At 72.4% G+C, this 23,038-nt stretch carries 21 protein-coding genes; 5 read left to right on the forward strand and 16 right to left on the reverse strand.

The features are described from left to right. Positions 1-146 precede the first annotated feature (146 nt). Positions 147-1,373: a signal recognition particle-docking protein FtsY gene (ftsY, locus tag AC07DW_RS17825; protein ID WP_478858602.1), complete on the reverse strand. Its 1,227-nt coding sequence runs from the start codon at positions 1,371-1,373 to the stop codon at positions 147-149. Between the two features lie 140 nt (positions 1,374-1,513). On the opposite strand from ftsY, the gene AC07DW_RS17830 reads away from it, so the two are divergent. After that, a complete protein-coding gene (locus AC07DW_RS17830) occupies positions 1,514-2,962 on the forward strand; it encodes a cytosine permease (RefSeq protein WP_478858603.1) in 1,449 nt (482 codons plus the stop codon). Positions 2,963-3,084: 122 nt separating this feature from the next. Here the strand turns inward: AC07DW_RS17830 and AC07DW_RS17835 are convergent, their stop codons facing one another. The 4 genes from AC07DW_RS17835 to AC07DW_RS17850 all read right to left on the reverse strand — a co-directional run bounded on the left by AC07DW_RS17835 (position 3,085) and on the right by AC07DW_RS17850 (position 9,464). Further along, positions 3,085-4,503 (reverse strand): sugar porter family MFS transporter, encoded by a 1,419-nt coding sequence (locus AC07DW_RS17835; RefSeq protein WP_478858604.1) that lies wholly within the window; start codon positions 4,501-4,503, stop codon positions 3,085-3,087. A 218-nt stretch (positions 4,504-4,721) separates the two neighbouring features. Continuing rightward, positions 4,722-8,336, reverse strand: coding sequence for a chromosome segregation protein SMC (smc, locus tag AC07DW_RS17840; protein WP_478858605.1), 3,615 nt, complete (start codon positions 8,334-8,336; stop codon positions 4,722-4,724). 210 nt (positions 8,337-8,546) lie between these two features. After that, positions 8,547-8,756, reverse strand: a complete 210-nt coding sequence (locus tag AC07DW_RS17845) for a hypothetical protein (protein ID WP_073754570.1) — start codon at positions 8,754-8,756, stop codon at positions 8,547-8,549. Positions 8,757-9,182: 426 nt separating this feature from the next. Further along, complete coding sequence (locus AC07DW_RS17850) at positions 9,183-9,464, reverse strand: acylphosphatase (RefSeq protein WP_478858606.1); 282 nt, start codon at positions 9,462-9,464, stop codon at positions 9,183-9,185. 151 nt (positions 9,465-9,615) lie between these two features. Here AC07DW_RS17850 and AC07DW_RS17855 point away from each other — a divergent pair, with 151 nt between their 5' ends. After that, a complete protein-coding gene (locus AC07DW_RS17855) occupies positions 9,616-10,479 on the forward strand; it encodes a CAP domain-containing protein (protein ID WP_478858607.1) in 864 nt (287 codons plus the stop codon). 21 nt (positions 10,480-10,500) lie between these two features. Here the strand turns inward: AC07DW_RS17855 and mutM are convergent, their stop codons facing one another. From mutM to AC07DW_RS17900, 9 genes are all read right to left on the reverse strand, one after another. Then, positions 10,501-11,376 (reverse strand): bifunctional DNA-formamidopyrimidine glycosylase/DNA-(apurinic or apyrimidinic site) lyase, encoded by an 876-nt coding sequence (gene mutM, locus AC07DW_RS17860; RefSeq protein WP_478858608.1) that lies wholly within the window; start codon positions 11,374-11,376, stop codon positions 10,501-10,503. A gap of 77 nt (positions 11,377-11,453) precedes the next feature. Then, a complete protein-coding gene (gene rnc, locus AC07DW_RS17865; RefSeq protein WP_478858609.1) occupies positions 11,454-12,392 on the reverse strand; it encodes a ribonuclease III in 939 nt (312 codons plus the stop codon). Positions 12,393-12,400: 8 nt separating this feature from the next. Further along, the gene (gene rpmF / locus AC07DW_RS17870; RefSeq protein ID WP_030496967.1) at positions 12,401-12,574 is read right to left on the reverse strand and encodes a 50S ribosomal protein L32; all 174 of its coding nucleotides are present in this window, start codon (positions 12,572-12,574) and stop codon (positions 12,401-12,403) included. Positions 12,575-12,576: 2 nt separating this feature from the next. Beyond that, positions 12,577-13,182, reverse strand: a complete 606-nt coding sequence (locus AC07DW_RS17875) for a YceD family protein (protein ID WP_478858610.1) — start codon at positions 13,180-13,182, stop codon at positions 12,577-12,579. A 166-nt stretch (positions 13,183-13,348) separates the two neighbouring features. Then, positions 13,349-14,425, reverse strand: coding sequence for an ATP synthase F0 subunit B (locus tag AC07DW_RS17880; RefSeq protein WP_478858611.1), 1,077 nt, complete (start codon positions 14,423-14,425; stop codon positions 13,349-13,351). A 99-nt stretch (positions 14,426-14,524) separates the two neighbouring features. Then, positions 14,525-15,004, reverse strand: a complete 480-nt coding sequence (gene coaD / locus AC07DW_RS17885; protein WP_478858710.1) for a pantetheine-phosphate adenylyltransferase — start codon at positions 15,002-15,004, stop codon at positions 14,525-14,527. A gap of 26 nt (positions 15,005-15,030) precedes the next feature. Beyond that, positions 15,031-15,615 (reverse strand): 16S rRNA (guanine(966)-N(2))-methyltransferase RsmD, encoded by a 585-nt coding sequence (gene rsmD / locus AC07DW_RS17890; RefSeq protein WP_478858612.1) that lies wholly within the window; start codon positions 15,613-15,615, stop codon positions 15,031-15,033. A gap of 69 nt (positions 15,616-15,684) precedes the next feature. Next, entirely contained in the window at positions 15,685-17,805 is a 2,121-nt protein-coding gene (gene recG, locus AC07DW_RS17895) for an ATP-dependent DNA helicase RecG (protein WP_478858711.1), read from the reverse strand. A 179-nt stretch (positions 17,806-17,984) separates the two neighbouring features. Then, complete coding sequence (locus tag AC07DW_RS17900; protein WP_478858613.1) at positions 17,985-19,655, reverse strand: DAK2 domain-containing protein; 1,671 nt, start codon at positions 19,653-19,655, stop codon at positions 17,985-17,987. Between the two features lie 241 nt (positions 19,656-19,896). Here AC07DW_RS17900 and rpmB point away from each other — a divergent pair, with 241 nt between their 5' ends. Then, positions 19,897-20,082 (forward strand): 50S ribosomal protein L28, encoded by a 186-nt coding sequence (rpmB, locus tag AC07DW_RS17905; RefSeq protein ID WP_064070327.1) that lies wholly within the window; start codon positions 19,897-19,899, stop codon positions 20,080-20,082. 212 nt (positions 20,083-20,294) lie between these two features. Here the strand turns inward: rpmB and thiD are convergent, their stop codons facing one another. Next, on the reverse strand, positions 20,295-21,089 hold the full coding sequence (thiD, locus tag AC07DW_RS17910; RefSeq protein ID WP_478858614.1) for a bifunctional hydroxymethylpyrimidine kinase/phosphomethylpyrimidine kinase: 795 nt from the start codon (positions 21,087-21,089) through the stop codon (positions 20,295-20,297). After that, positions 21,086-22,048 carry a thiamine-phosphate kinase gene (locus AC07DW_RS17915; RefSeq protein ID WP_478858615.1) on the reverse strand — a complete coding sequence of 321 codons (963 nt, stop codon included), beginning with the start codon at positions 22,046-22,048 and terminating at the stop codon, positions 21,086-21,088. Before AC07DW_RS17915 ends, thiD begins: the two co-directional genes overlap by 4 nt. A 203-nt stretch (positions 22,049-22,251) precedes the next feature. On the opposite strand from AC07DW_RS17915, the gene AC07DW_RS17920 reads away from it, so the two are divergent. Together AC07DW_RS17920 and AC07DW_RS17925 are read left to right on the forward strand one after the other, a co-directional pair. After that, positions 22,252-22,485 (forward strand): Lrp/AsnC family transcriptional regulator, encoded by a 234-nt coding sequence (locus tag AC07DW_RS17920; RefSeq protein ID WP_028802415.1) that lies wholly within the window; start codon positions 22,252-22,254, stop codon positions 22,483-22,485. A gap of 20 nt (positions 22,486-22,505) precedes the next feature. Then, positions 22,506-22,997 (forward strand): DUF3515 domain-containing protein, encoded by a 492-nt coding sequence (locus AC07DW_RS17925; RefSeq protein WP_478858616.1) that lies wholly within the window; start codon positions 22,506-22,508, stop codon positions 22,995-22,997. Positions 22,998-23,038: the final 41 nt, after the last annotated feature.

The following is a 23,038-nucleotide window of genomic DNA, read 5'->3' on the forward strand; positions in this document are numbered from 1 at the left end:
CCCCCCCCCCCCCCCCCCCCCCCCCCCCCCCCCCCCCCCCCCCCCCCCACCCCCCACCCCCCCCCCCCCCCCCCCCACCCCTCCTCCCCCCCCCCCCCCTCCTCCCCCCCCCCCCCCCCCCGCTTCGCCGTGCGGGACGTCCTGGGTCAGTCCCCGATCAGGGCGTCGACGAACGCCTCCGGCTCGAAGGGCGCCAGGTCGTCCGGGCCCTCGCCCAGGCCGATCAGCTTCACCGGGACGCCGAGCTCGCGCTGGACCGCGACGACGATGCCGCCCTTGGCGGTGCCGTCCAGCTTGGTGAGGACGATGCCGGTGATGTCGACGACCTCGGCGAAGACCCGCGCCTGGACGAGGCCGTTCTGGCCGGTCGTGGCATCCAGGACCAGCAGGATCTCGTCCAGCGGACCGTGCTTCTCCACGACGCGCTTGACCTTGCCCAGCTCGTCCATCAGGCCGGTCTTGGTGTGCAGCCGGCCCGCCGTGTCGATGAGGACCACGTCGGCGCCCTCGGCGATGCCCTCCTTCACCGCGTCGTAGGCGACCGAGGCGGGGTCGCCCGCCTCCGGCCCGCGCACGGTGCGGGCGCCGACCCGCTCGCCCCAGGTCTGGAGCTGGTCCGCGGCCGCCGCGCGGAAGGTGTCCGCCGCGCCGAGCACGACCGACTTGCCGTCGGCGACCAGCACCCGCGCCAGCTTGCCGGTGGTGGTGGTCTTACCGGTGCCGTTGACACCGACGACCATGACGATGCCCGGGGTGTCGAGGTCGCTCTCGGTGTGGACGGTGCGGTCCAGGTCGGTACCGACCAGGGTGAGCAGCTCCTCGCGCAGCAGGGCGCGCAGCTCCTCGGGCGTACGCGTACCGAGGACCCGCACCCGCTCACGCAGGCGCTCGACCAGTTCCTGGGTGGGCGCGACGCCGACGTCCGCGGTGAGGAGGGTGTCCTCGATCTCCTCCCAGGTGTCCTCGTCGAGGTGCTCCCGCGACAGCAGGGTCAGCAGGCCCTTGCCCAGGCTGTTCTGCGACCGGGCGAGCCGGGCGCGCAGCCGCACCAGCCGGCCGGCGGTCGGCTCCGGGACCTCGATCTGCGGTGCGGGCGGTGCCGCGACGAGCGGGTCCTCGACGGCGGCGGGGGCCTCCAGGGCCTCTTCGGCCGTCGGGAGGTCGACCTCCTCGATGGTGCGGCGTGGTTCTTCCCGCGGTGTCCCCGCCTCCTCGCCGACGTGCGGCTCGGCTGGCGGAGCGGTGATGGTCGGCGTGCTCGACGGCGCCTGGGGCGGCGGCAGCTGCTTCTTCTTGCGGCTGCTGACCACGAGGCCGCTGATCGCGCCGACCGCGACCAGAGCGATGACTACAGCAAGGATGAGGATTTCCATAACCCGTCCAGTATCGGCCACGACCACCCGGGTGAGCGGTCTCGGAGCGTGCACCAGGGCTCAAGGCCCCTGTTTGGACCTTTTTGGGGAGGAACGTACGATGCGCGGACATCCCCTTTCCTCCCGCACGGAGCTGATCCATGTCCCACGCCTCCGAAACCGAAGGCGCGATAGAGACCCGCGGTCTCGAGCCCGTCCCGGACGCCGAACGCACCGGTCACCTCCGGGAGCTGTTCCCGACCTGGGTGGCGGCGAACATCAGTGTGCTGCTGCTCACCATGGGTGCCGGCCTGATCGTCTTCAACGGCCTGAACTTCTGGCAGGTGCTGACCGTCGCGATCGCCGCGCCGGTCCTCTCGTACGGGATCGTGGGTCTGATCTCGATCGCGGGCAAGCGCGGCGGCTCACCCGGTATGGCGCTGTCCCGCGCGGTGTTCGGGCAGCGCGGGAACCTCTTTCCCGGGACGCTGATCTGGGTGGCCCGCTGGGGCTGGGAGACGATCAACGCGGTGACGGGCGCGTACGCCGTGCTCACCGTCCTCGACCTGCTCTTCGGCATCAGGAGCAGCACCCCGCTGATCGTCGTCACACTGCTGCTCTTCGTGTCGGCGACCTTCCTGGTGTCGGGTCTGGGCATCAACGCCCTGCGGGTGTGCAGCACCTGGTCGACCTACCTCTTCGGCGCGTTCTCCGTGCTCGTCCTGGTGCATCTGGTCGCCGGGACCGACTGGAGCGCCGTCTTCGCCAGGCCGGCCGGCTCCACCGCGATGATGATCGCGGGCATCGGCACGATCGCGGCGGGCGGTATCAGCTGGGTGCCCTCGGGCCCGGACTTCACCCGCTATCTGCCCCGTACGGTCTCGTCGGGTGCGGTGGTGGCGTCGACGGTCGGCGGCGCCGGGATCGTCGTCCTGCCGATGGTGCTGATGGGCGCGGTGATGGCGGTGTCGACGCCGAGCCTGGCGTCCGCGCAGGACCCGGTGTCGTTCATCGGGGAGTTGCTGCCCACCTGGATCTCGGTGCCGTACCTGGTCATCGCGCTGGTCGGGATGCTGCTGATCAACTCGATGTCGATGTACTCGGCCGGGTTCACCGCGCAGACGCTGGGCATCAAGGTGCCGCGCGCGTGGGCGGTGAGCGTGAACGCCGTGATCTCGCTGGTCTTCGGTTTCCTGCTGATGGTGGTGGCGACCAGCTTCATCGGGTCCTTCATCTCCTTCCTGACGCTGCTGGCCGTGGCGTTCTCGGCGTGGATCGGCGTCTTCGGCGTCGACATGACGCGCCGCAGGTCGTACGACGGCGAGGCGCTGATGGACACCACGCGCACCAGCGCCTACTGGTACCGGGGCGGTTTCGCGTGGCAGGCCATGACGGCGTGGGGCGTGGCGCTGGCAGTGGGCCTGCTGTTCACGAAGGTCGACTGGTTCGCCGGGCCGCTCGCCGGCTCCTGGGTGGGCGTGAACGGTCTGGGCTGGCTGGTGACGATCGTGGTGGCGGCCGTGCTGTACGCCGTGCTGCCGCGTACCGCGCGGAAGGGGACCGACGGCGGCGCGGAGCCCTCACCGGCGTCCGTCACCGTCCGCCTCTGACGGCGGACCCGGGCGCGCCCGGCGACGGCCCGCCCGCCGGCGGACCCGGACGGACGCGGAACTGCCCCGGCTCACATGGTGAGCCGGGGCAGTTCCGTGTACGAGGAGAGGGGCAGCGGGGATTAGCCCATCTCCTCCAACGCCTTGCCCTTGGTCTCCTTCACGTACTTGAGCACGAAGGGGATGGAGAGCACGGCGAAGACCGTGTAGATGATGTACGTCCCGGAGAGGTTCCAGTCCGCCAGGGACGGGAAGCTCGCGGTGATGGCCCAGTTGGCGATCCACTGCGCGGAGGCGGCGACGCCGAGCGCGGCGGCGCGGATCCGGTTGGGGAACATCTCGCCGAGGAACACCCAGACCACCACGCCCCAGGAGAGGGCGAAGAAGAGCACGAAGAGGTGGGCGGCGACCAGGGCGACGACGCCCTGGGTCTCGGGCAGCTTGCCGCCGACGAGGTCGGCGGAGAAGGCCCAGGCCTCGAAGGCTAGGGCGATCGCCATACCGGCGGAGCCGACGAGGGCGAGCGGCCGGCGGCCGACCCGGTCCACCAGGACCATGGCGATCACGGTGCCGATGATGTTGATGATCGACGTGGTGAACGAGTAGAAGAACGAGCTCGACGGGTCGATGCCGACCGACTGCCACAGCGTCGAGGAGTAGTAGAACGCGACGTTGATGCCGACGAGCTGCTGGAAGACGGACAGGCCGATACCCACCCAGACGATCGGCAGGAAGCCGAAGCGGCTGCCGAGCAGGTCACGGAAGGTCGACTTGTGCTCGCGGTGCATGGCCGTCTCGATCTCCCGGACGCGCGCGTCCAGGTCGACGGCCTTGCCCTCGACCTCGGCGAGGACCTCCTTGGCCCGGTCCTTGCGGCCGACGGAGATGAGGAAGCGCGGCGACTCGGGGATCGCGAAGGAGAGCAGGCCGTAGAGCATGGCCGGGATCACCATGACGCCGAGCATCCACTGCCAGGCCTCCAGGCCGCCGATCTCACCGCGCTGGTCGCCGTCGGCCATGTTGAGGATGGCCCAGTTGACCAGCTGGGAGACGGCGATGCCCACGACGATGGCGGCCTGCTGGAAGGAGCCCAGCCGACCGCGGTAGGCCGCGGGAGCGACCTCGGCGATGTAGGCGGGGCCGATCACCGAGGCCATGCCGATGGCGAAGCCACCGACCACGCGCCACAGGGCGAGGTCCCAGAGGGCGAACGGCAGGGCCGACCCGACGGCGCTGACGGTGAAGAGGACGGCGGCGATCTGCATGCAGCGGATGCGGCCGATGCGGTCCGCGATGCGGCCGGCGGTCGCGGCACCGATGGCACAGCCGATCAGCGCGATGGCGATCACCTGGGCGAGGGTGCCGGAGCCGATCTCGTACCGGTCGCGGATGGCTTCTACGGCGCCGTTGATGACGGAGCTGTCGTAGCCGAAGAGGAATCCGCCCATCGCGGCGGCGGCCGTGATGAAGATGACATGGCCGAGGTGGTCGGGATGGGCCTCTCGGGCCCCCGACGCCGGCGGCTTCGCTGTGCTGGTCACGTGAACTCCTGGTACCCGGCGTCGTCGCCGGGCATGGGGGGCGAGCCCTTCCAGTGGCGCACAACATCACGCCGCCCACCACTTGAAGGTAAAAGCAACGTTGCAGAGACTATGCCTTCAAGTTTCGAAGTCAAGAGTCTGAGGTCTGTGAATCTGAGCGCACGGCGTGTCGACTTGCGTTCAGGCCTTGAAGAGATTTCGGGGAGGGTGAGCCACGCTCAGCGGAGGCGCTGGCTGATCACCTTCGAGACGCCGTCCCCCTGCATGGACACGCCGTAGAGCGCGTCCGCGACCTCCATCGTCCGCTTCTGGTGGGTGATCACGATCAGCTGGGAGCTCTCCTGGAGTTCCCGCATGATCCGGATCAGCCGCTGGAGGTTGGTGTCGTCCAGCGCCGCCTCGACCTCGTCCATCACGTAGAACGGACTCGGCCGTGCCTTGAAGATCGACACCAGCAGGGCGACGGCCGTCAGGGACCGCTCACCGCCCGACAGCAGCGACAGCCGCTTGACCTTCTTGCCCGGCGGACGGGCCTCGACGTCCACACCCGTGGTGAGCATGTGCTCGGGATCTGTCAGGACGAGCCGTCCCTCGCCACCCGGGAAGAGCCGGGAGAAGACTCCCTCGAACTCCCGGGCCGTGTCCCGGTACGCCTCCGTGAAGACCTGCTCGACGCGTTCGTCCACCTCCTTCACCACCTGAAGCAGGTCGGCCCGCGTCTTCTTCAGGTCTTCGAGCTGCTCGGAGAGGAACTGGTGGCGCTCCTCCAGCGCCGCGAACTCCTCCAGCGCCAGCGGATTCACCTTCCCGAGCTGTTGGTACGCCCGTTCGGCCGACTTCAGCCGTTTCTCCTGTTCGGCGCGGACGAAACGTCTCGGCTGATTGCGCGGGTGCTCCGGGTCCTCGGGGAGGTCCTCCCCCTCGGCGGGCAGCGACGGCGGAACGAGCTGTTCCGGCCCGTACTCGGCCACCAGGACCGTCGGCTCGACGCCCAGCTCCTCCAGCGCCCTGCTCTCCAGCTGCTCGATACGCAGCCGCTTCTCCGCGCCCAGCACCTCGCCCCGGTGCACCGAGTCGGTGAGCTTGTCCAGCTCGCCCTTGAGGTCCCGGCCCCGGGCCCGTGCCTCCGCCAGGTCCCGCTCACGCGCCGCCTTGGCGCTCTCGGCGGCGGCCCGCTCCAGGTCCGCCCGCACCAGCGACACCTCGACGTGCGCGAGCAGCTGACGGGCCCCGGACGCGACGGCGGCGGCGACCTCGGCCTCGTGACGCAGCCGGGCGCGGCGCCGCTCCGCACGCGCGCGTGCCTCCCGTTCGGCGCGGGCGGCCCGGTCGAGGCCGTCGGCGCGTCCCGCCAGCCCCTTGACCCGCTCCTCGTGCGTACGGAGCTGGAGGCGGGCCTCCATCTCGGTCTGCCGGGCGTTGGCCCCATCGGCGGCGAGCCGGTCCCGCACGGAGGTGTCGGGCTCGTCCTCCCCGTCCCCGAAGGGGCCGGTCTCCTGGGCGGCCAGCAGCCGCTCGGCCAGCTCCTCGGCCTCCGCGGTGGCCCGCTCCAGCGCCTCCTGGGCGCGGTCGGCGGCCGCGGCGGTGCGCTCCGCCTCCCCCGCGGCACCGCGCGCCTGCCCGGCGAGCCGCCCGAGCGCCTGGGCGACGGACGACTTCTCCCGGTCGGCCGCCCGGCGCCGGTCCGCCAGCTCCTCGACCCGGGCGGCGCAGGCACGGCGGCGCTCCGTGGCGTCCTGCTGCGCGGCCGCCAGCTTCTCGCACCGCACTGCCAGTCCGGCCAGCTCGGCGGCGGCCTCGTCGACGGACGCCCGGACCTCCAGCAGGCTGGGCGCCCCGGCCGATCCGCCGTGCGCGAAGTGCGCCCCGAGGACGTCCCCCTCGGCGGTGACGGCGACCAGCCCGGGGCGGGCGTACACCAGGTCCTCGGCGTCCTCCAGGGTCGCGACGACCACGACGTCGCGCAGCAGTCGCCGCACGGCGGGCATCAGCTCCGCGGGCCCGCGCACCAGGTCCACGGCGTACGTCCGGCCCGCCCCGCGCTCCCGGCCCGGGGAGCCGCCCGGCAGCCCGGATCCGGGTCCGTCCGGCACCCCGGATCCGGGCCCGTCCGGCAAGCCCCCCAGCAGCAGGGCCGCGCGCCCCGCGTCCTGCTTGCGCAGCAGCCGGATCGCCTCGGCGGCCGTCGCCGGGTCCCGCACCGCGACCGCGTCGGCGGCGGCGCCCAGGGCGGCGGCCACCGGCACCTCGTACCCGGGCGTCACGGTGAGCAGCTCGGCGGCCGGGCCCAGCAGGCCGGCCAGCCGGTCGGCGGCACCCAGCAGCGCGCCCGTCCCGTCCTTGCGGCGCAGGCCCAGCGCCAGCGCCTCGTGCCGCGCGGCGAGGGCGGCCCGCTTGCGCTCCGCCGCGGTGGCGGCCTCCCGCGCCGCGCCGAGGGCGGCCTCCGCGTCCGCCAGCTCCCGCTTGGCCGCCTCGTGCATGTCGGCCAGCTCGGCGTCTCCGGCGTCCAGCCCGTCGACCTCAGCCTTGAGCGCCTCGTACTCCTCCTGCGCGGCGACCGCCCGCTCCCGCGCCTCGTCGCGGGCGGCGGCCAGCCGGTCGATCTCGGCCTGGGCGGAGGCGGCGCGGGAACGGGCGGCGCCCACCTGCCCACTCAGCCGGGCCAGCCCCTCGCGCCGGTCGGCGATCGCCCGGGCGGCGTCCCTCAGCCGGCGCTCCTCCGCCGCCAGCTCACGCTCCAGCTCGGCGCGGTGGGCGACGGTGTCCTCCAGCGCCCGCCGGGCCGCCTCCAGTGCGGCCGCCAGCTCCGCCTCCTGCTCGCGGATCCTGGCGGCCTCCCGCTCCAGGTCCTCGGGATCCCGGCCGCGGCGCTCCTCGACCGGCGGGGCGGTGGCGCTCTTCACCCGGGCGTCGGCCAGCGAGACGGTGCCGCGCACCCGCTCGGCCAGCTGCGACAGCTGGTACCAGGTCTGCTGGGCGCGCTGGAGCCGGGGCGCGAGGCGCCGCACCTCGTCCTCCAGCTCCGTCTCCCGTCCGAGCGCCGCCTTCAGGTCGGCCTCCGCCCGCTCCTTGCGCTCCTTCAGCGCGGCCTCGTCGGCGATCTCGGCCTTCAGCGCCCGCTGGAGGCGTACGAGGTCGTCGGCGAGCAGCCTGAGCCGGGCGTCGCGCAGGTCGGCCTGGATGACGGCGGCCCGCCGCGCGACCGCGGCCTGCCGGCCGAGCGGCTTGAGCTGGCGGCGCAGCTCGTCGGTGAGGTCCTGGACGCGGGCGAGGTTGGCCCGCATCGCGTCCAGTTTCCGCAGGGCCTTCTCCTTGCGCTTGCGGTGCTTGAGGACGCCGGCGGCCTCCTCGATGAACGCCCGGCGGCCCATCGGATCGGCGTGCAGGACGGAGTCGAGCTGGCCCTGCCCGACGATGACGTGCATCTCCCGGCCGATGCCGGAGTCACTGAGGAGGTCCTGGATGTCCAGGAGCCGGCAGGTGTCGCCGTTGATCTGGTACTCGCTGCTGCCGCCCCGGAACATGATCCGGGTGATGGTGACTTCGGCGTAGTCGATGGGCAGCGCGCCGTCGGAGTTGTCGATGGTGAGGGAGACCTCGGCGCGGCCGAGCGGCGGCCGGCCGGTCGTCCCGGCGAAGATGACGTCCTCCATCTTCCCGCCGCGCAGCGTCTTGGCTCCCTGTTCACCCATGACCCAGGAGAGCGCGTCCACCACATTGGACTTGCCCGAGCCGTTCGGCCCCACCACGCACGTGATTCCCGGTTCGAACCGGAGGGTGGTGGCCGAGGCGAAGGATTTGAAACCACGCAGGGTAAGGGCCTTGAGGTGCACGCCCCCGGACTCTACCTGCCGCTTCTCGTTTGACCGATGAATGCGCAGGGCACATCAGAGGTCAAGGATCAGTGGAACGCCGGTGACGGCGGGGGGAAGGGAAAAGAAAGAAGGGACGCCGAAGCGTCCCTTGCATATCTCGCGAGAGTGTTTCTCACCGTGCCCGATACCCTGAGGTGCTGATACGGGCCTTGCCGACGGGGGCTGGGATCAGGTGAGCGCAGGCTCCGCCTTGGGTACGTCGATGTCGATGCCGTCGAGCAACGACTCGCTGTGAGCGGCGGCGTTCAGCGCGTCGTTCTCGGACTGAATCCGTACGAGCTCGGACTCGAGGTCCTGGACGCGCTGCTGAAGCCGTCGCATCTCGGCGAGAAGTCGCGGGTCGGAACCGCCGACATAACCGAGAAGCGCCTTTGCCATGACTTTTGGTCCTCCACACTGAGTGACCGACCGAAGCGGTGTGGGTCGTGAGGGATTTGGCACCCGCGATGTCCGGCAGTGCTTGGAGCCGCTGCGGTTCTCACTGCCAAACAGCTAGGGTGCGCGGGGCTTCCAGAGTCTCACCAAAAAGTTTGACGGTCAACACGATCACGCCCCGCATCAAGGGGCAACCGGGGGGCGTGCGGCCGCGAGCCGTGCGGCGGCGCCTCTCACTGCGGTGCCCAGGGGCGTTCCGGGCGATCCTCGAAGGGCCTCTCGGACCCTTTGGATCATCCTTACCCGCGCAGCCTGGCACGCCGAGCGATTCTTGGCAACCACCAGGTCATTTCTGCCCTGCGCACATGCCCGCGGCAGCTTCGCGGGGTGCCGGACACCCGTCGCGGGCCGGCGTCGGCGGCGGAATCGTCACCGGATGGCGAAGCCGTCGTAGCCGCCGCGCGGAGCGCCCCATATCTCCGTGACTCCGTCGACGCGCCCGGGTGTGTCGCCCGAGCGAAGCCACTCCAGCAAACGGTGGCAATTCTCACTCGGCCCCTCGGCCACCACCTGCACCCGGCCGTCGTCCAGATTCAGGGCGAAACCGGTGAGCCCTCCGATCTCCAGAGCATTCGCCCTGGTGAACCAGCGGAAGCCCACTCCCTGTACTCGGCCGCGTACCCAGGCGGTGAGCCGTGCGTCGTCGTTCATGGCTGCACGCTAACCGGCCAATCGCACGGGGAGCACTTCTCGCCCTCGCGTCATGGCGTACAGTCCCGACGAAATGAGCCTCACCCGTTCGGACGAGTGACCGAATGTCGCCGGTGCACGGACGGGACGTCGAAGCAGGAAGGCACTGGAGATGGGACGCCACCGGAAGAACCGGGCCGTGGTGCCCGTACGCACCGGGCTGCTCGGCGCCTCCGCCGCGCTGGCGATGGGCGCCGTCGCCGTGACCTCCGGCCTGCTGCCCGGTGGCGACACCTTCACCCTCGGCGGCAGCGGCGCGGGCGAGCGCGTACACGCCGGGAGCGCCCCCGAGCTGAACGCGCAGGGCGGCTCCAGCGCCACTCCCGATGGCCCCTCCACCGCCGCGAGCCGCAGCGCCGAGCGGATCCCGGCGGCGCCCGCGATCCCCTCCGCGGCGCCGTCGGCGCCGGCGTCCTCCGCACCGGCGTCCTCCGCGCCGCCGCAGCAACCGAAGAAGACGAAGGCGCCGGCGAAGAAGACGGCGACCAGGAGTGCGACGCCCGTGCGCACGGCGACGCCCGCGCCCGAGCGGACCACCGAGCGGCCCGAGGTGCCCTCCGTCCCGTCCACGGCCCCTGCCGCCGCCGACCCCGGCCGGGAAGCGGCCGCCGAGGCCGCGGTACTCGCCCTGGTCAACGCGGAGCGCGCCAAGGTGGGCTGCAGCCCGGTGCAGGCTTCCCGCGGGCTGGCGGCGCTGGCCGGCGCGTACAGCAAGGACATGGCCGAGCGCGGCTTCTTCTCGCACACCGACCCGGACGGGGCGACGCCCTGGGACCGCGCCGCCAAGGCGGGTGTCCAGGGGCTCGCCGCGGAGAACATCGCGCGCGGACAGGCCGACGCGCGGGCCGTGATGGACTCGTGGATGAACAGCGACGGCCACCGCGCCAACATCCTCAACTGCGACTACACGCGGCTCGGCGTCGGCGTGCACTTCGCCGATGGCGGCCCTTGGTGGACGCAGAACTTCGGCTTCTGACCCACCGGCCCGCCCGCGGCGTCACGCCGGGGTGAGCGGCGGGGCGAGGCGCGGCGGGCGCTGGCAGCGCGGGCAGAAGTAGCTGGACCGGTTCATCCAGGGGCGTCGGCGCATCGCTGTGCCGCAGCGCCGGCAGGGCTCGCCCTCGCGGCCGTAGGCGTCCAGGGAGCGGTCGAAGTACCCGGACTCGCCGTTCACGTTCACGTACAGGCTGTCGAAGCTGGTGCCGCCGACCGCGAGGGCGGCCGTCATGACGTCCCGTACGTGCCCGAGGAGCTCGGCCGACCGGGGGCGGGTGAGCGTCGCGGTGGGCCGGTCGTAGTGCAGGCGGGCGCGCCACAGCGCCTCGTCCGCGTAGATGTTGCCGACGCCGCTGATGAGCGACTGGTCGAGCAGGGCGCGTTTCACGGTCGTACGGCGCAGGCGCAGCGCCGTGTGGAAGGCGGCCTCGTCGAACTGGGGGTCCAGGGGGTCGCGCGCGATGTGCGCGATCGCCAGGGGCAGCCCGTCGGGGGTGTTCTCGTGCAGGGAGAGCCCGCCGAAGGTGCGCTGGTCGACGAAGCGCAGCTCGGTCCCGAGCCCGTCGTCGAAGCGGATACGGATCCGCAGGTGCTTCTCGTCCGCCGCGTCCTCCGGCTGCACGAGCAGCTGCCCGCTCATGCCCAGGTGCCCGAGCACGGACGCGTCGGTGTCCTCCAGCGGCAGCCAGAGGTACTTGCCGCGCCGGCGCGCCACGCCGAAGCGGTGCCCCCGCAGCCGGCCGCGGAAGTCCTCGCCGCCCGCGAGGTGCCGCCGGACGGCGCGCGGGTGGAGGACCTGGACGTCGGAGACGGTACGGCCGCTGACCCAGCGCTCCAGGCCGCGCCGTACGACTTCGACCTCGGGCAGCTCGGGCACGGCGCTCCTTCACGGTTCGGCGGGATCATGGGGAAACCCCGCCGCACGGTATGTGCGACGGGGCAGGAACGAGCAGCTCAGGCCGTGGCCTGCGGGGCTTCGGAATCCGAAGAGGTGTCGGCGGCCTCTTCGGCTTCGGATCCGTCGCCGTTGCGCGTACCGGTGCCGGTGCCGGTGCCGGTGCCGGAAGCCGAATCCGTGCCGGTACCGGAATCCGTGCCGGTGACCGGGCCGGATTCGGCCGCGGCCTTGGCCGCCGCCTCCCGCTCGTCGGCGGCCGCCCGGATGGCGCGCCAGGCGGATTCCGCCGCCTGCTGCTCCGCTTCCTTCTTGCTGCGGCCGGTGCCGGTGCCGTACGAGACACCACCGACGCGGGCAGCAGCAGTGAAGGTCTTCTCGTGGTCCGGTCCGGTCTCGGTGACCAGGTACTCCGGAACGCCGAGGCCCTCGGCCGCGGTGAGCTCCTGGAGACTGGTCTTCCAGTCCAGGCCGGCGCCGAGGTTCGACGACTTCTCGATCAGCGGGTCGAAGAGCCGGTGCACCAGCTCGGACGCCGCCTCGAGACCCTGGTCGAGATAGACCGCGCCGATCACCGCTTCCAGGGTGTCGGCGAGGATGGATGCCTTGTCCCGGCCCCCGGTGCCCTCTTCGCCCCGGCCCAGCCGGATGAAGGAGCCCAGGTCGAGGCCACGGCCGACCTCCGCCAGTGCACGCGAGTTGACCACCGCGGCCCGCAACTTGGCCAGCTGGCCTTCGGGCAGGTCGGGGTGGGTGCGGTACAGCGTGTCCGTGACCACCAGGCCGAGCACGGAGTCCCCGAGGAACTCCAGCCGCTCGTTGGTGGGCAGACCGCCGTTCTCGTACGCGTACGAGCGGTGGGTCAGCGCACGCACCAGAAGGGCGGACTCGAGGTGGTACCCGAGCCGCCCTTCCAGAAGCGTGTGGGACGAGGCCGTGTTCTCCGCCTGCTTCTTGGCGTCATCCGCCGTTTTGGAGTTGGACACGGTGCCTCTCACCAGCCCGCTCAGACCGAGAGGACCTGGCGCTTGTTGTACGTGCCGCAGCTGGGGCACGCGATGTGCTGCTGCTTCGGCTCCTGGCAACGCTCACACGAAACCAGGGTGGGGACCGCAGCCTTCCACTGCGACCGGCGGTGGCGCGTGTTGCTGCGCGACATCTTCCGCTTCGGAACAGCCACGGCTACTTCTCCTGCTTCTCGTCGACGCCCGCTTCGGCGCCGCTCATGTTGTCCTTCTCGCCGGTCCCGAGTGAATCGGCGAGTCCCTGCAGTGCCGCCCAACGGATGTCGACGGCGTCATGGTGGTGGTCGGGGTTCTCGTTCAGGTTGGCTCCGCATTCGGCGCACAACCCGGCACAGTCCTCCCGGCACACCGGCTGCATCGGCAGTGCGAGCACCACCGCATCACGCAGCACGGGCTCGAGGTCGAACATGCCGTCCTCGAGGGGGGTCATGTCCTCGTCGTCCTCGGCATCGTCGTCCGCGGCCGCCTTGCGGTGGCCCCGGTCGTCGGTGTCGGGGTACGAGAACATCTCCTGGAAGTCCGCCGCGACATCCTGGCGCAGCGGCTCCAGACACCTTACGCACTCCCCCTCGGCCGACGCACGGGCGGTGCCTGTGACAAGCACCCCTTCCATGACCGACTCGAGGCGGAGGTCCAGCACGACGGGCGAGCCCTGGGGCACGCCGATGACTCCGTCGATGCCGAGGTCCACGGGGGCCTCGACCGTGCGGGAGATCCGCTGGAGGGCACCGGGACGCCGGCCCAGCTCGTGCGTGTCGAACACGAGGGGGTTGCGGTGGTCGAGGCGCGTACTCAGGGTTCTTCCTGCTTTCGGATCGTCTGGGGGCGGCCCGGCGTCGGAACCGACGAGGGCACGCGGGATCGCGGACGTACTCGCGACCGAAGAGCCAGGATACTGGACGCTTCGCTCACGGCCCAATCCGGGACGGTCAGTGCCCCTGGCCGTGGCCCTGCTCGTACTGCCGGAGCCGGTCCAGGTCGATCATGCCGGTGTCGAAGAAGCTGGTCTCGTCGAGGGCGGCGGCCTGCTGCGGCTGCGCCGGCTGCTGCTGCTGGTGGTGGTGGTGCTGGTCGTACGCGTAGGGCTGCTCGCCGTAGCCCTGGGCCTGGGCCTGGGCCTGGGCCTGGTCGTAGCCCTGGTAGGCGTACGGGTCCTGCTGGTAGGCGTAGGCGTCCTGGGGCTGCTGGTAGGCGTACGGGTCGGGCTGCTGGGCCGGGATGTGCGCGGCGGCGGCCTGCGCGGGGTCCTGGGCGGCCGGCCGGCCCGGCTGCGGGTCCGCCAGCTCGGCCAGGCCCGCCAGGTAGTCCGCGTCACTGGTGTGCTGCCGGGCGCCGCCCGCCGCGTCCTGGGCGGCCATGTGGGCGCCGAGGTCGTCGGTGGCGATCCGCCCGTGCAGCTTCTGGCGGCCGCGGCCCACCGCCTCCAGGGTCTTGGTGAGCACGGCCTCGAAGGCGCTGATCTTGGCGTCGACGTACTCGTCCGCGCGCCGGACCAGGGTCTGCGGGTCGGCGCTGTACTCCGGGGCGTCCTCGTCCGCGTAACCCTGGTCGTCGAGGCCGGGGCCCCGGCCGAGGAGCTTCTCGCGGCCGCGGTCGACCGAGCCGATGGTCTTGGTGAGGACGACCTCGAAGTTGGCGAGCTTGGAGTCGACGTAGTCGTCGGCCTCGGCGCGGATCTCCTCGGCCTCCCTGCGGGCCTCGGAGAGGATGCGGTCGGCCTCCTCCTGGGAGCGGCGGGCGACCTGGGTGTCGGAGATCAGCGAGCCGCGCTCGGCGTGGGCGGCCTCGATGATCCGCTCGGCCTCCTGGCGGGCCTGCTCGACCAGCTGTTCACGGCCGCCGATGAGCTCCTGGGCCTGGGCCAGCGAGCCCGGCAGGGCCTGGCGCAGCTCGTCGAGCATCGCGAGCAGCTCGGCGCGGTTGACCACGCAGGAGGCCGACATGGGCATGGAACGGGCGCTCGCGACCGTCTCGACGATCTCGTCGAGCTTCTTCTGCACGTCCACCGTGTGCTCGCCACTCTCTACAGCCGGATTGGAGACGGACGGGACGACTGTAAGGCCAGTCGGCGCCGTCCCGACAGCGGGTGACGGGCCGTCAGGTGCTCACTTCTCGCCCAGCCGCCTCACCAGGGCCTCGTGCACGACCGGCGGCAGCAGGTGCGAGACGTCCCCGCCCCAGGCGGCGACCTCCTTGACCAGCGAGGAGGAGAGGAAGCTGTAGGTCGGGTTGGTGGGGACGAAGAGCGTCTCCACCCCCGACAGCCCGTTGTTCATCTGGGCCATCTGCAGCTCGTAGTCGAAGTCGCTGACGGCGCGCAGCCCCTTGACGATGGCGGGGATGTCGCGCTCCTTGCAGAAGTCGACGAGCAGGCCGTGGTGGGACTCCACCTCGACGTTTCCGTACTCGCCGGTGACCTGGCGGATGAGCTCCATCCGCTCCTCGACGGTGAACAGCCCCTTCTTGGACTGGTTCACCATCACCGCGACGTGGACGACGTCGTACAGCTTGGAGGCGCGGGCGATGATGTCGAGGTGCCCGTTGGTGATGGGGTCGAACGACCCCGGACAGACTGCGCGGCGCAACTGGATTCCCTCGCTCTCCGAACCGGTCATCGTGCGTCTTCGCACGTAGAGGCGGCGCGACCGTACCAAAACGTTCCCTCGCCGTAGCGACGGGCCCGCAGTGGCTCGAAACCCTCCGGCCAGGCGAATTCCCCGCCCCTGGTGCTGCGCTCCACGGTGACGAGCGCATCGTCGGCGAGCCAGCCCTTGGTGCGGAGTGTGAGGAGTATCTCGCCAAGATCGTCGTCGGAGACCGCGTACGGCGGGTCGAGGAAGACCACGTCGTACGGGGCGGTGGGCTCCGGCCCCGTGACGATCTGCTCGGCCTTGCCGGCACGGACCTCGGCGCCGGGCAGGCCGAGGGCGCGGACGTTCTCCCGGACCGTGCGGGCGGCCCGCTGGTCGGCCTCGACGAGCAGGGCGTGGGAGGCGCCCCGGGAGAGCGCCTCCAGACCGACGGCGCCGGACCCGGCGTACAGGTCGGCGATCCGGATGCCGTCGAGCGTCCCGAGGAGCGCCTCCCAGGTGGAGAACAGCCCCTCACGCGCCCGGTCGGAGGTGGGGCGGGTGCCGTTGCCCGGCGGCACGGCCAGGCGGCGTCCGCCGGCCGCGCCGGCGATCACGCGGGTCATCTGAGGTCCTTAGCCGTCCTGTGGATGCTGGTGACTCCACGATATGGGCTTCCGGGGGATGCGCACGGCTCAGCCCTTCTCCAGGTACTGCTCCCGCTCCTTGTCGAGCAGCGCGTCCAGGGCCGTGCGCAGCTCCGGGAGGCGCTCCAGCTCGGGGTCGGCGGCGACGACGGCCACCGCCTCCTCGCGGGCGGCGGCGATGACCTCCTCGTCCTCGATGACGGCGAGCATGCGAAGACTGGAACGCACGCCGGACTGGGCCTGGCCGAGGACGTCGCCCTCGCGGCGCTGTTCGAGGTCGATACGGGAGAGCTCGAAGCCGTCGAGGGTGGAGGCGACGGCGGCGAGGCGCTGCCGGGCGGGGCTCGCCTCGGGCATCTCGGTGACCAGCAGGCACAGTCCGGGGGCGGAGCCACGGCCCACCCGGCCGCGCAACTGGTGCAGCTGGGAGACACCGAACCGGTCCGCGTCCATGATCACCATGGCGGTGGCGTTGGGGACGTTCACGCCGACCTCGATGACGGTCGTGGCGACCAGGACGTCGGCGTCGCCCGCGGCGAAGCGGCGCATGACGGCGTCCTTGTCGTCGGGGGCCATCCTGCCGTGCAGCACCTCGACGCGCAGTCCGGCGAGCGGGCCCTTGGCGAGCTGGTCGGCGACGTCCAGCACGGCCAGCGGAGGCCGCTTCTCCGCGTCGCCCTCCTTGGCCTTCTTCTTCTCGTCCTCCTCGTCGCCGATGCGGGGGCAGACGACGTACGCCTGGTGGCCGTTCTCCACCTCCTCGCGGACCCGCTCCCAGGCGCGCGCCAGGAAGTGCGGCTTGTCGGCGGCCGGGACGACGTGGCTGGCGATCGGTGAGCGGCCGGCGGGGAGCTGGTCGAGGACGGAGGTCTCCAGGTCGCCGAAGACGGTCATCGCGACCGTGCGCGGGATGGGCGTGGCGGTCATCACCAGCAGGTGCGGCGGTTGCTTGCCCTTGCCGCGCAGGGCGTCGCGCTGCTCGACGCCGAAGCGGTGCTGCTCGTCGACGACCACCAGGCCCAGGTCGTGGAACTGGACCTTGTCCTCGATCAGCGCGTGCGTGCCGATGACGATGCCCGCCTCGCCGGTGACCAGGTCCAGCAGTGCCTGCCGGCGGGCGGCGGTCCCCATCGACCCGGTCAGGAGCACCACCTTGGTGGCGTGCTCGGCGCCGCCGAGCATGCCCCCCTGGGCGAGCTCGCCCATCATCTCGGTGACGGACCGGTGGTGCTGCTGGGCGAGGACCTCGGTGGGCGCGAGCATGGCGGCCTGTCCGCCCGCGTCGACCACGGCGAGCATCGCCCGCAGCGCCACCATGGTCTTTCCGCTGCCCACCTCACCCTGGAGGAGGCGGTGCATCGGGTGCTCCGTGGCCAGGTCGCCGAAGATCTCCCCCGACACCTTCTCCTGGCCCTCGGTGAGGGTGAAGGGCAGCTTGGCGTCGAAGGCGTCCAGCAGCCCGCCCGGCACCGGTTTGCGCGCCACCGCGGGCAGTTGGGTGTCGGCGAACCGCCGCCGGGCCAGCGCTACCTGGAGGACGAACGCCTCGTCCCACTTCAGCCGCTCGCGGGCGTCGGCGATGTCGGCCTTGGTGCGCGGGCGGTGGATCTTGCGCAGGGCGTCCGGCAGGTCGGTGAGGCCGCGGCCCTCCCGCAGGGCGGGCGGCAGCGGGTCGACGGCCTCCACCGCGCTGGGGAGCACCGCGTCGACCGCCTTGGCGATCTTCCAGGACTCCAGCTTGGTGGTGGCCGGGTAGATCGGGAGGAGGGCCCCGGCCCAGCTGTCCACGGCGCTCTCTCCGTCCTCGCCGCGCAGCAGTTCGTACGCGGGGTGGGCGAGCTGCGTCTTGCGGTTGAAGACGGACACCTTGCCGGCGAACATCGCGCGCGTGCCGGGCAGGAGGTCCTTGTGCGGCTTGTGGACGCCCTTGCCGAAGAAGACCAGCTGGAGCCGTCCGCTGCCGTCGGTGATGGTCACCTCCAGGCGCTGGCCGCGTCCCTTGGCGCCGTTGAACGTCAGTACGCGCGCGTCCGCCACCCGGGCCACCACCGTGACGTGCTCGTCCAGCGGCAGGTCTGCGAGGGTGGTGAGCTCACCGCGCTCCGCGTACCGCCGCGGGTAGTGGTGCAGCAGGTCACCGACGGTGTGCAGGTCGAGATGCTCGGCCATCACCTTGGCGGTGGCGGCGCCGAGCTGCTTCTTCAGTGGTTCGTCGAGAGCTGACACGTTCCCATTGCACACCACGCCACTGACAGGCGTGCGCACCTGTGGACGACGCGTGCCCCGGGCGGGAGGAACCGCACACGACGGAGCGGGGGCGCTGCCCGCGCGCAGAGGCCCGTCGCCGGCTACTCGACGCCGATCAGGAGCAGCGGGGCCTGGGGGCCGCCCGCGTAGGTGACCGTGTCCACGGCGAGGTGGGACTCGCGTACGTGGGCCTCCAGGCGGGCCGCCAGTCCGGCCGGGGCGTCCTCGGCGAGGACCAGGGTGACCAGCTCGCCGCCCGCCGAGAGCATGCGGTCGAGGACCGTGGCGGCGGTGGTCGCCACGTCCTGGCCGATCACGGCGACGTCGCCGTCGATCAGACCGAGGACGTCACCGGCCTGGCAGACGCCCGCCGAGGTGAACGACCGGTGCTCGGCCACGGTCAGTTCGCCGTAGCGCGTGGCGCCCGCCGCCGCGGTCATGGCGACGACGTCCTCGTCGAAGCGCCGGTCCGGTTCGTGGACGGCGAGGGCGGCGATGCCCTGGACGGCGGCGCGCGTGGGAACGAGCGCCACCCGGATGCCTTCCGCCCGGGCCTGCTCGGCCGCGGCCGCCGCGGTGTGCCGCAGCGCCGCGTCGTTCGGCAGCAGGACGACCTCCCGCGCGTGGGCGCGCCGGATGGCGTCGACCAGCTCCCCGCTGGCCGGCGGCTCCCCGGGGCGGGCCAGCACCGTCGTCGCGCCCGCCTCGGCACACAGGTGGGCGAGCCCCTCGCCGGGCAGGACTGCCACCACGGCGCGCCCCGCGCGTTCCTCGGGCACCGCCGTGCCGGACGTACCGAAGTGCGTGATCCGGATGCGGTGCGGGCGCCCCGCCTCGACGCCCGCCTCCACCGCCGCGCCGGCGTCGTCGACATGGACGTGGACGTTCCACAGTCCGTCGCCGCCCACCACCACCAGGGAGTCGCCGAGCGCGTCGAGCCGGTCGCGGAGCCGGGCGACGGCCGCCTGGTCGGCCTCCAGCAGGTAGATGACCTCGTAGGCGGGCCCGGCCTCGGCGCAGGGCTCCACGACGGGCGCGGCTCCCCGGGGTGCTCGTGGCCCCCGCGCCGGCGCCTGCCCGGACACCGCCTCCACCAGCGCGCCCAGCACCGTGACGAGTCCGCGCCCGCCCGCGTCCACCACGCCGGCCCGCTCCAGGACGGCGAGCTGGGCGGGCGTGGCCTCCAGGGCCGCCCGGGCCCCGGCGTACGCGGCCCGGGCGACCGCCGCCACATCACCGGCACCCGGCGCATCGCCGGAGCCCGCCACCTCACCGGCGCCCCCCGCGCCGCCGGAGCCGGGTGCGTCACCCGAGCCGGAGCCCGCCGCCGCGGACGCGGCCGCCGCCGCGACGCTCAGGATCGTGCCCTCGACGGGGTGGGCGACCGCTTCCCGGGCGGACACGGAGGCCCGCCGCAGCGCCCTGGCCAGGTGATCCCCGTCACACCCCTCGGCGAGCACCTCGCTCATGCCGCGCAGCAGCTGGGACAGGATGGTGCCGGAGTTCCCCCGGGCACCGATGAGGGCGCCGTGCGCCATGGCGCGGACGGTGTCGGCGAAGTCGGGGGCAGCGATCGCGGCGAAGACGGCCTCCACCGCCTGGGAGGCGGACTCGACCGTCAGGTAGAGGTTGGTGCCGGTGTCCCCGTCCGCGACCGGGTAGACGTTGATCGAGTCGATCTCCTCGCGCTCCCGGCCGAGCGCCTCCAGCGCGAGTGAGCACCAGCTGCGGACCACTGCGGAATCGAGCGCCTGCGGCAGGGTCTGCGGCACCTGGTGTCCTCCTCGAGCAGCGCTGACTGCACGGCAGCGTAGACCCCGGGCGGGCCGGGGGGCCTGGGCGGGGGCCGGGCGAACCGTGGTAGTTTCGTTGCACCGGAGCAGTCGTTGTATGCTGCTCCGGTTGCCCGATGAAAGTCGGGCCATTCCCCCGGCAACGCCACTTCAGTCACCAGATCTGATTCCGGCTCGCCGGATTTCACTGTAAGTGCACCTGAAGTCTTTGGAGTGACCCGTGGCTGCCAACTGCGACGTCTGCGGCAAGGGGCCGGGCTTCGGCAACAACATCTCGCACTCGCACCGCCGTACGTCTCGTCGCTGGAACCCGAACATCCAGCGCGTGCGTGCCGTGGTCAGTGGGACGCCGAAGCGGCTCAACGCCTGCACCTCGTGCATCAAGGCCGGCAAGGTCTCGCGCTAACGCCGACGACGTTTCGTCGTAGCGCAGCCTCTGCGGTTGCCTTGAAAGCCGGTCCACCTCGGTGGACCGGCTTTTCGCCGTACCCGGACGCGTACCCGGGCACGTTTCCGGCCGCCCGCACCGTCCGCGCTCCGCGCGACCGCCTTATCGCGCCCCAGGGGCCGCCGAACCGCTCCCGCCCGGGGGACCCCACCGGCGGGAGCGGAGCCCCGCTAGCGGAAACGCCAGCCGTGGTCCACGGGGCCGATCCCGCCGCCCAGGGCGAACCCGGCCGCGATCGCCCCGGTCACGTACTCCTTGGCCTCCCGTACGGCCTCGGGGACCGCCAGGCCCTTGCCGAGGCCCGCCGCAACCGCCGAGGCCAGGGTGCAGCCCGTTCCATGGGTGTGGCGGTTGTCGTGCCGGGGGGCGCGCAGCCAGTGCTCCTCCGCGCCGTCGGTCAGCAGGTCCACCGCGTCCCCCGCCAGGTGCCCGCCCTTGATCAGCGCCCAGCGCGGCCCGTACTCCAGCACCGCGGCGGCGGCCCGCCGCAGATCGGCCTCGTCCTCCACGCGCACGCCGGTGAGCTGGGCCACCTCGTCCAGGTTCGGCGTCGCGACGGTGGCCACCGGCAGCAGCCGCTCGCGCACGGAGTCGAGCGCCGAGGCCGCCAGGAGCGGGTCGCCGTGCTTGGACACCCCGACCGGGTCGACGACCACCGGCGCGTCCGTCCCGGCCAGCAGCTCGGCCACCGCCTCCACGAGCGGCGCCGAGGCGAGCATGCCGGTCTTCACCGCCTGTACGCCGATGTCGTCGACGACGCCGCGGTACTGGGCGCGCACCGCCTCCACGGGCAGTTCCCAGGCGCCTTGCACACCCAGCGAGTTCTGCGCGGTGACGGCGGTGATCACGCTCATGCCGTGGACGCCGAGCGCCAGCATGGCCTTCAGGTCCGCCTGGATGCCGGCGCCGCCGCCGGAGTCGGAGCCGGCGACGGTCAGGACGCGGGGCGGCGCGGGGCGGCTCACTCGTCGTCCCCGAAGTGGTCCCAGCCGCCCTGGGTGTGCCACGGCGCGCCGTCGACGGTCACCTGGGGCAGGGCGGACGGGTTGAGCACCTCGCCGATGACCTTCCAGCGGGCGGGGAGCTTCACGTCCGGCGGGAAGGTGGCGACGATCGCGTGGTCCTCGCCGCCGGTGAGGACCCACTGCATGGGGTCGACGCCGACGGCCTGCCCGATGTCGTTCATCTGGGTCGGGATGTCGATGAGACCGGAGCGCAGGTCGATGCGGACCTTGCTGGCCTCGGCGATGTGCCCGAGGTCGGCGATCAGTCCGTCGCTGACGTCGCACATGGCGGTCGCGCCCAGCCCGGCGGCGGCGGGGCCCGCGTGGTAGGGCGGTTCGGGCCGCCGGTGGGCCTCCACGAAGGCGCGCGGCGAGCGGAACCCGCGCGAGAGCACCGCGTACCCGGCCGCCGACCAGCCCAGCCAGCCGGTGTACGCGACCACGTCGCCGGGCTGCGCCCCGCCCCGGGTGACCGGCTCGTGGTTGCGCAGGTCGCCCAGCGCGGTGATGGCGACGGTGATCGTGTCGCCGCGCACGACGTCGCCGCCGACCACGGCCGCGCCCGCGACCTGGCACTCGTCGCGGAGACCGTCCATGAGCTCCGTGGGCCAGGTGACCGGGAGTTCGGCGGGGACGACCAGGCCGAGCAGCAGCGCGGTGGGGACGGCGCCCATGGCGGCGATGTCCGCGAGGTTCTGCGCGGCGGCCTTGCGGCCGACGTCGTACGCGGTGGACCAGTCGCGCCGGAAGTGCCGTCCCTCCAGCAGGATGTCCGTACTGGCCACCACGCGCCGGTCGGGTGCGGCCACGACCGCGGCGTCGTCGCCGGGCCCGATCCGTACCGCCGGGGTGGAGGTGAGCCGGGAGGTGAGCTCCCTGATCAGCCCGAACTCCCCCAACTCGCCGACAGTGCCCTTCATCGCTGTGCCCCTTCTGCCCCAGTGCGGTTGCGGTCGCGACCCGTCACTGCTGTAGGTACCGTCAAGTAGACCGTCAACTCCGTGCTTAGTGCGGCGGCCTCCCGCGCCACCGGCCGCGCGGGTCTCCCCGCTGCCCGCGACGACGCGGTACCGTGGCGTCCCTTTCTTCTCCACAAGATCCTCGTGGCCGCCCTGGAGGTTCCGTGGTACAGGCGTACATCCTTATTCAGACCGAGGTGGGCAAGGCGTCGACGGTCGCCGAGACCATCTCCAAGATCCCGGGGGTGATCCAGGCCGAGGACGTCACGGGTCCGTACGACGTGATCGTGCGTGCCCAGGCCGACACGGTCGACGAGCTCGGCCGCATGGTGGTCGCGAAGGTGCAGCAAGTGGACGGGATCACACGGACCCTGACCTGCCCGGTCGTACACCTGTAGCCCCCGTCTACCCTGGGCCGGTGACGTCTTCGCACCGGCTTCGCCGCCTGCCCGCCCTGCCCGTCGCCGTCGTGACCGCCGCTGTCCTGTCGGCGGCCGCGGGCTGTTCCCCGACGGACGCGAAGGCATCCGTCGCGGTTCCCAGTCCGCCGTCGGAAGAGGCCGCTCTCTGCGGCGCGCTGCACGAGGAGCTCCCGGCGACCGTCGCGGGACTCGGCCGGAGTGATCCTGAGCCGCGTTCCGATCTGACCGCCGGGTGGGGGGACGGGGCGATCGTACTGCGCTGCGGCGTCCCCCGGCCCCCCGCGATGAGCGACGAGGAATCGCTGGGCGCGGAGGTCGGCGGCGTGGACTGGCTGACGGAGCTGCGCGAGGGCGACGGACCCCGCTTCACCTCCACGTACCGCAAGGCGTACGTGGAGGTGTCGCTGGACGAGCGGTTCGCGCACGACGCCACCCCCCTGATGGACATCGCCCCGGCCGTGAGGAAGGCGGTTCCCCCGAGCCTCTAGGCCACGCCCGGTCCGGCCCGCCCCGGCCGTCGTGCGGGTGG

This window comes from Streptomyces sp. NPDC045701, from assembly GCF_056432045.1.

Bases quoted from the DNA above. Each gene is read 5' to 3' on its own strand.
- ftsY (WP_478858602.1), bottom strand. From the start codon at position 1,373: ATGGAAATCCTCATCCTTGCTGTAGTCATCGCTCTGGTCGCGGTCGGC.
- AC07DW_RS17830 (WP_478858603.1), top strand. From the start codon at position 1,514: ATGTCCCACGCCTCCGAAACCGAAGGCGCGATAGAGACCCGCGGTCTC.
- AC07DW_RS17845 (WP_073754570.1), bottom strand. From the start codon at position 8,756: ATGGCAAAGGCGCTTCTCGGTTATGTCGGCGGTTCCGACCCGCGACTT.
- AC07DW_RS17850 (WP_478858606.1), bottom strand. From the start codon at position 9,464: ATGAACGACGACGCACGGCTCACCGCCTGGGTACGCGGCCGAGTACAG.
- AC07DW_RS17855 (WP_478858607.1), top strand. From the start codon at position 9,616: ATGGGACGCCACCGGAAGAACCGGGCCGTGGTGCCCGTACGCACCGGG.
- rsmD (WP_478858612.1), bottom strand. From the start codon at position 15,615: ATGACCCGCGTGATCGCCGGCGCGGCCGGCGGACGCCGCCTGGCCGTG.
- recG (WP_478858711.1), bottom strand. From the start codon at position 17,805: ATGGCCGAGCATCTCGACCTGCACACCGTCGGTGACCTGCTGCACCAC.
- AC07DW_RS17915 (WP_478858615.1), bottom strand. From the start codon at position 22,048: ATGAAGGGCACTGTCGGCGAGTTGGGGGAGTTCGGGCTGATCAGGGAG.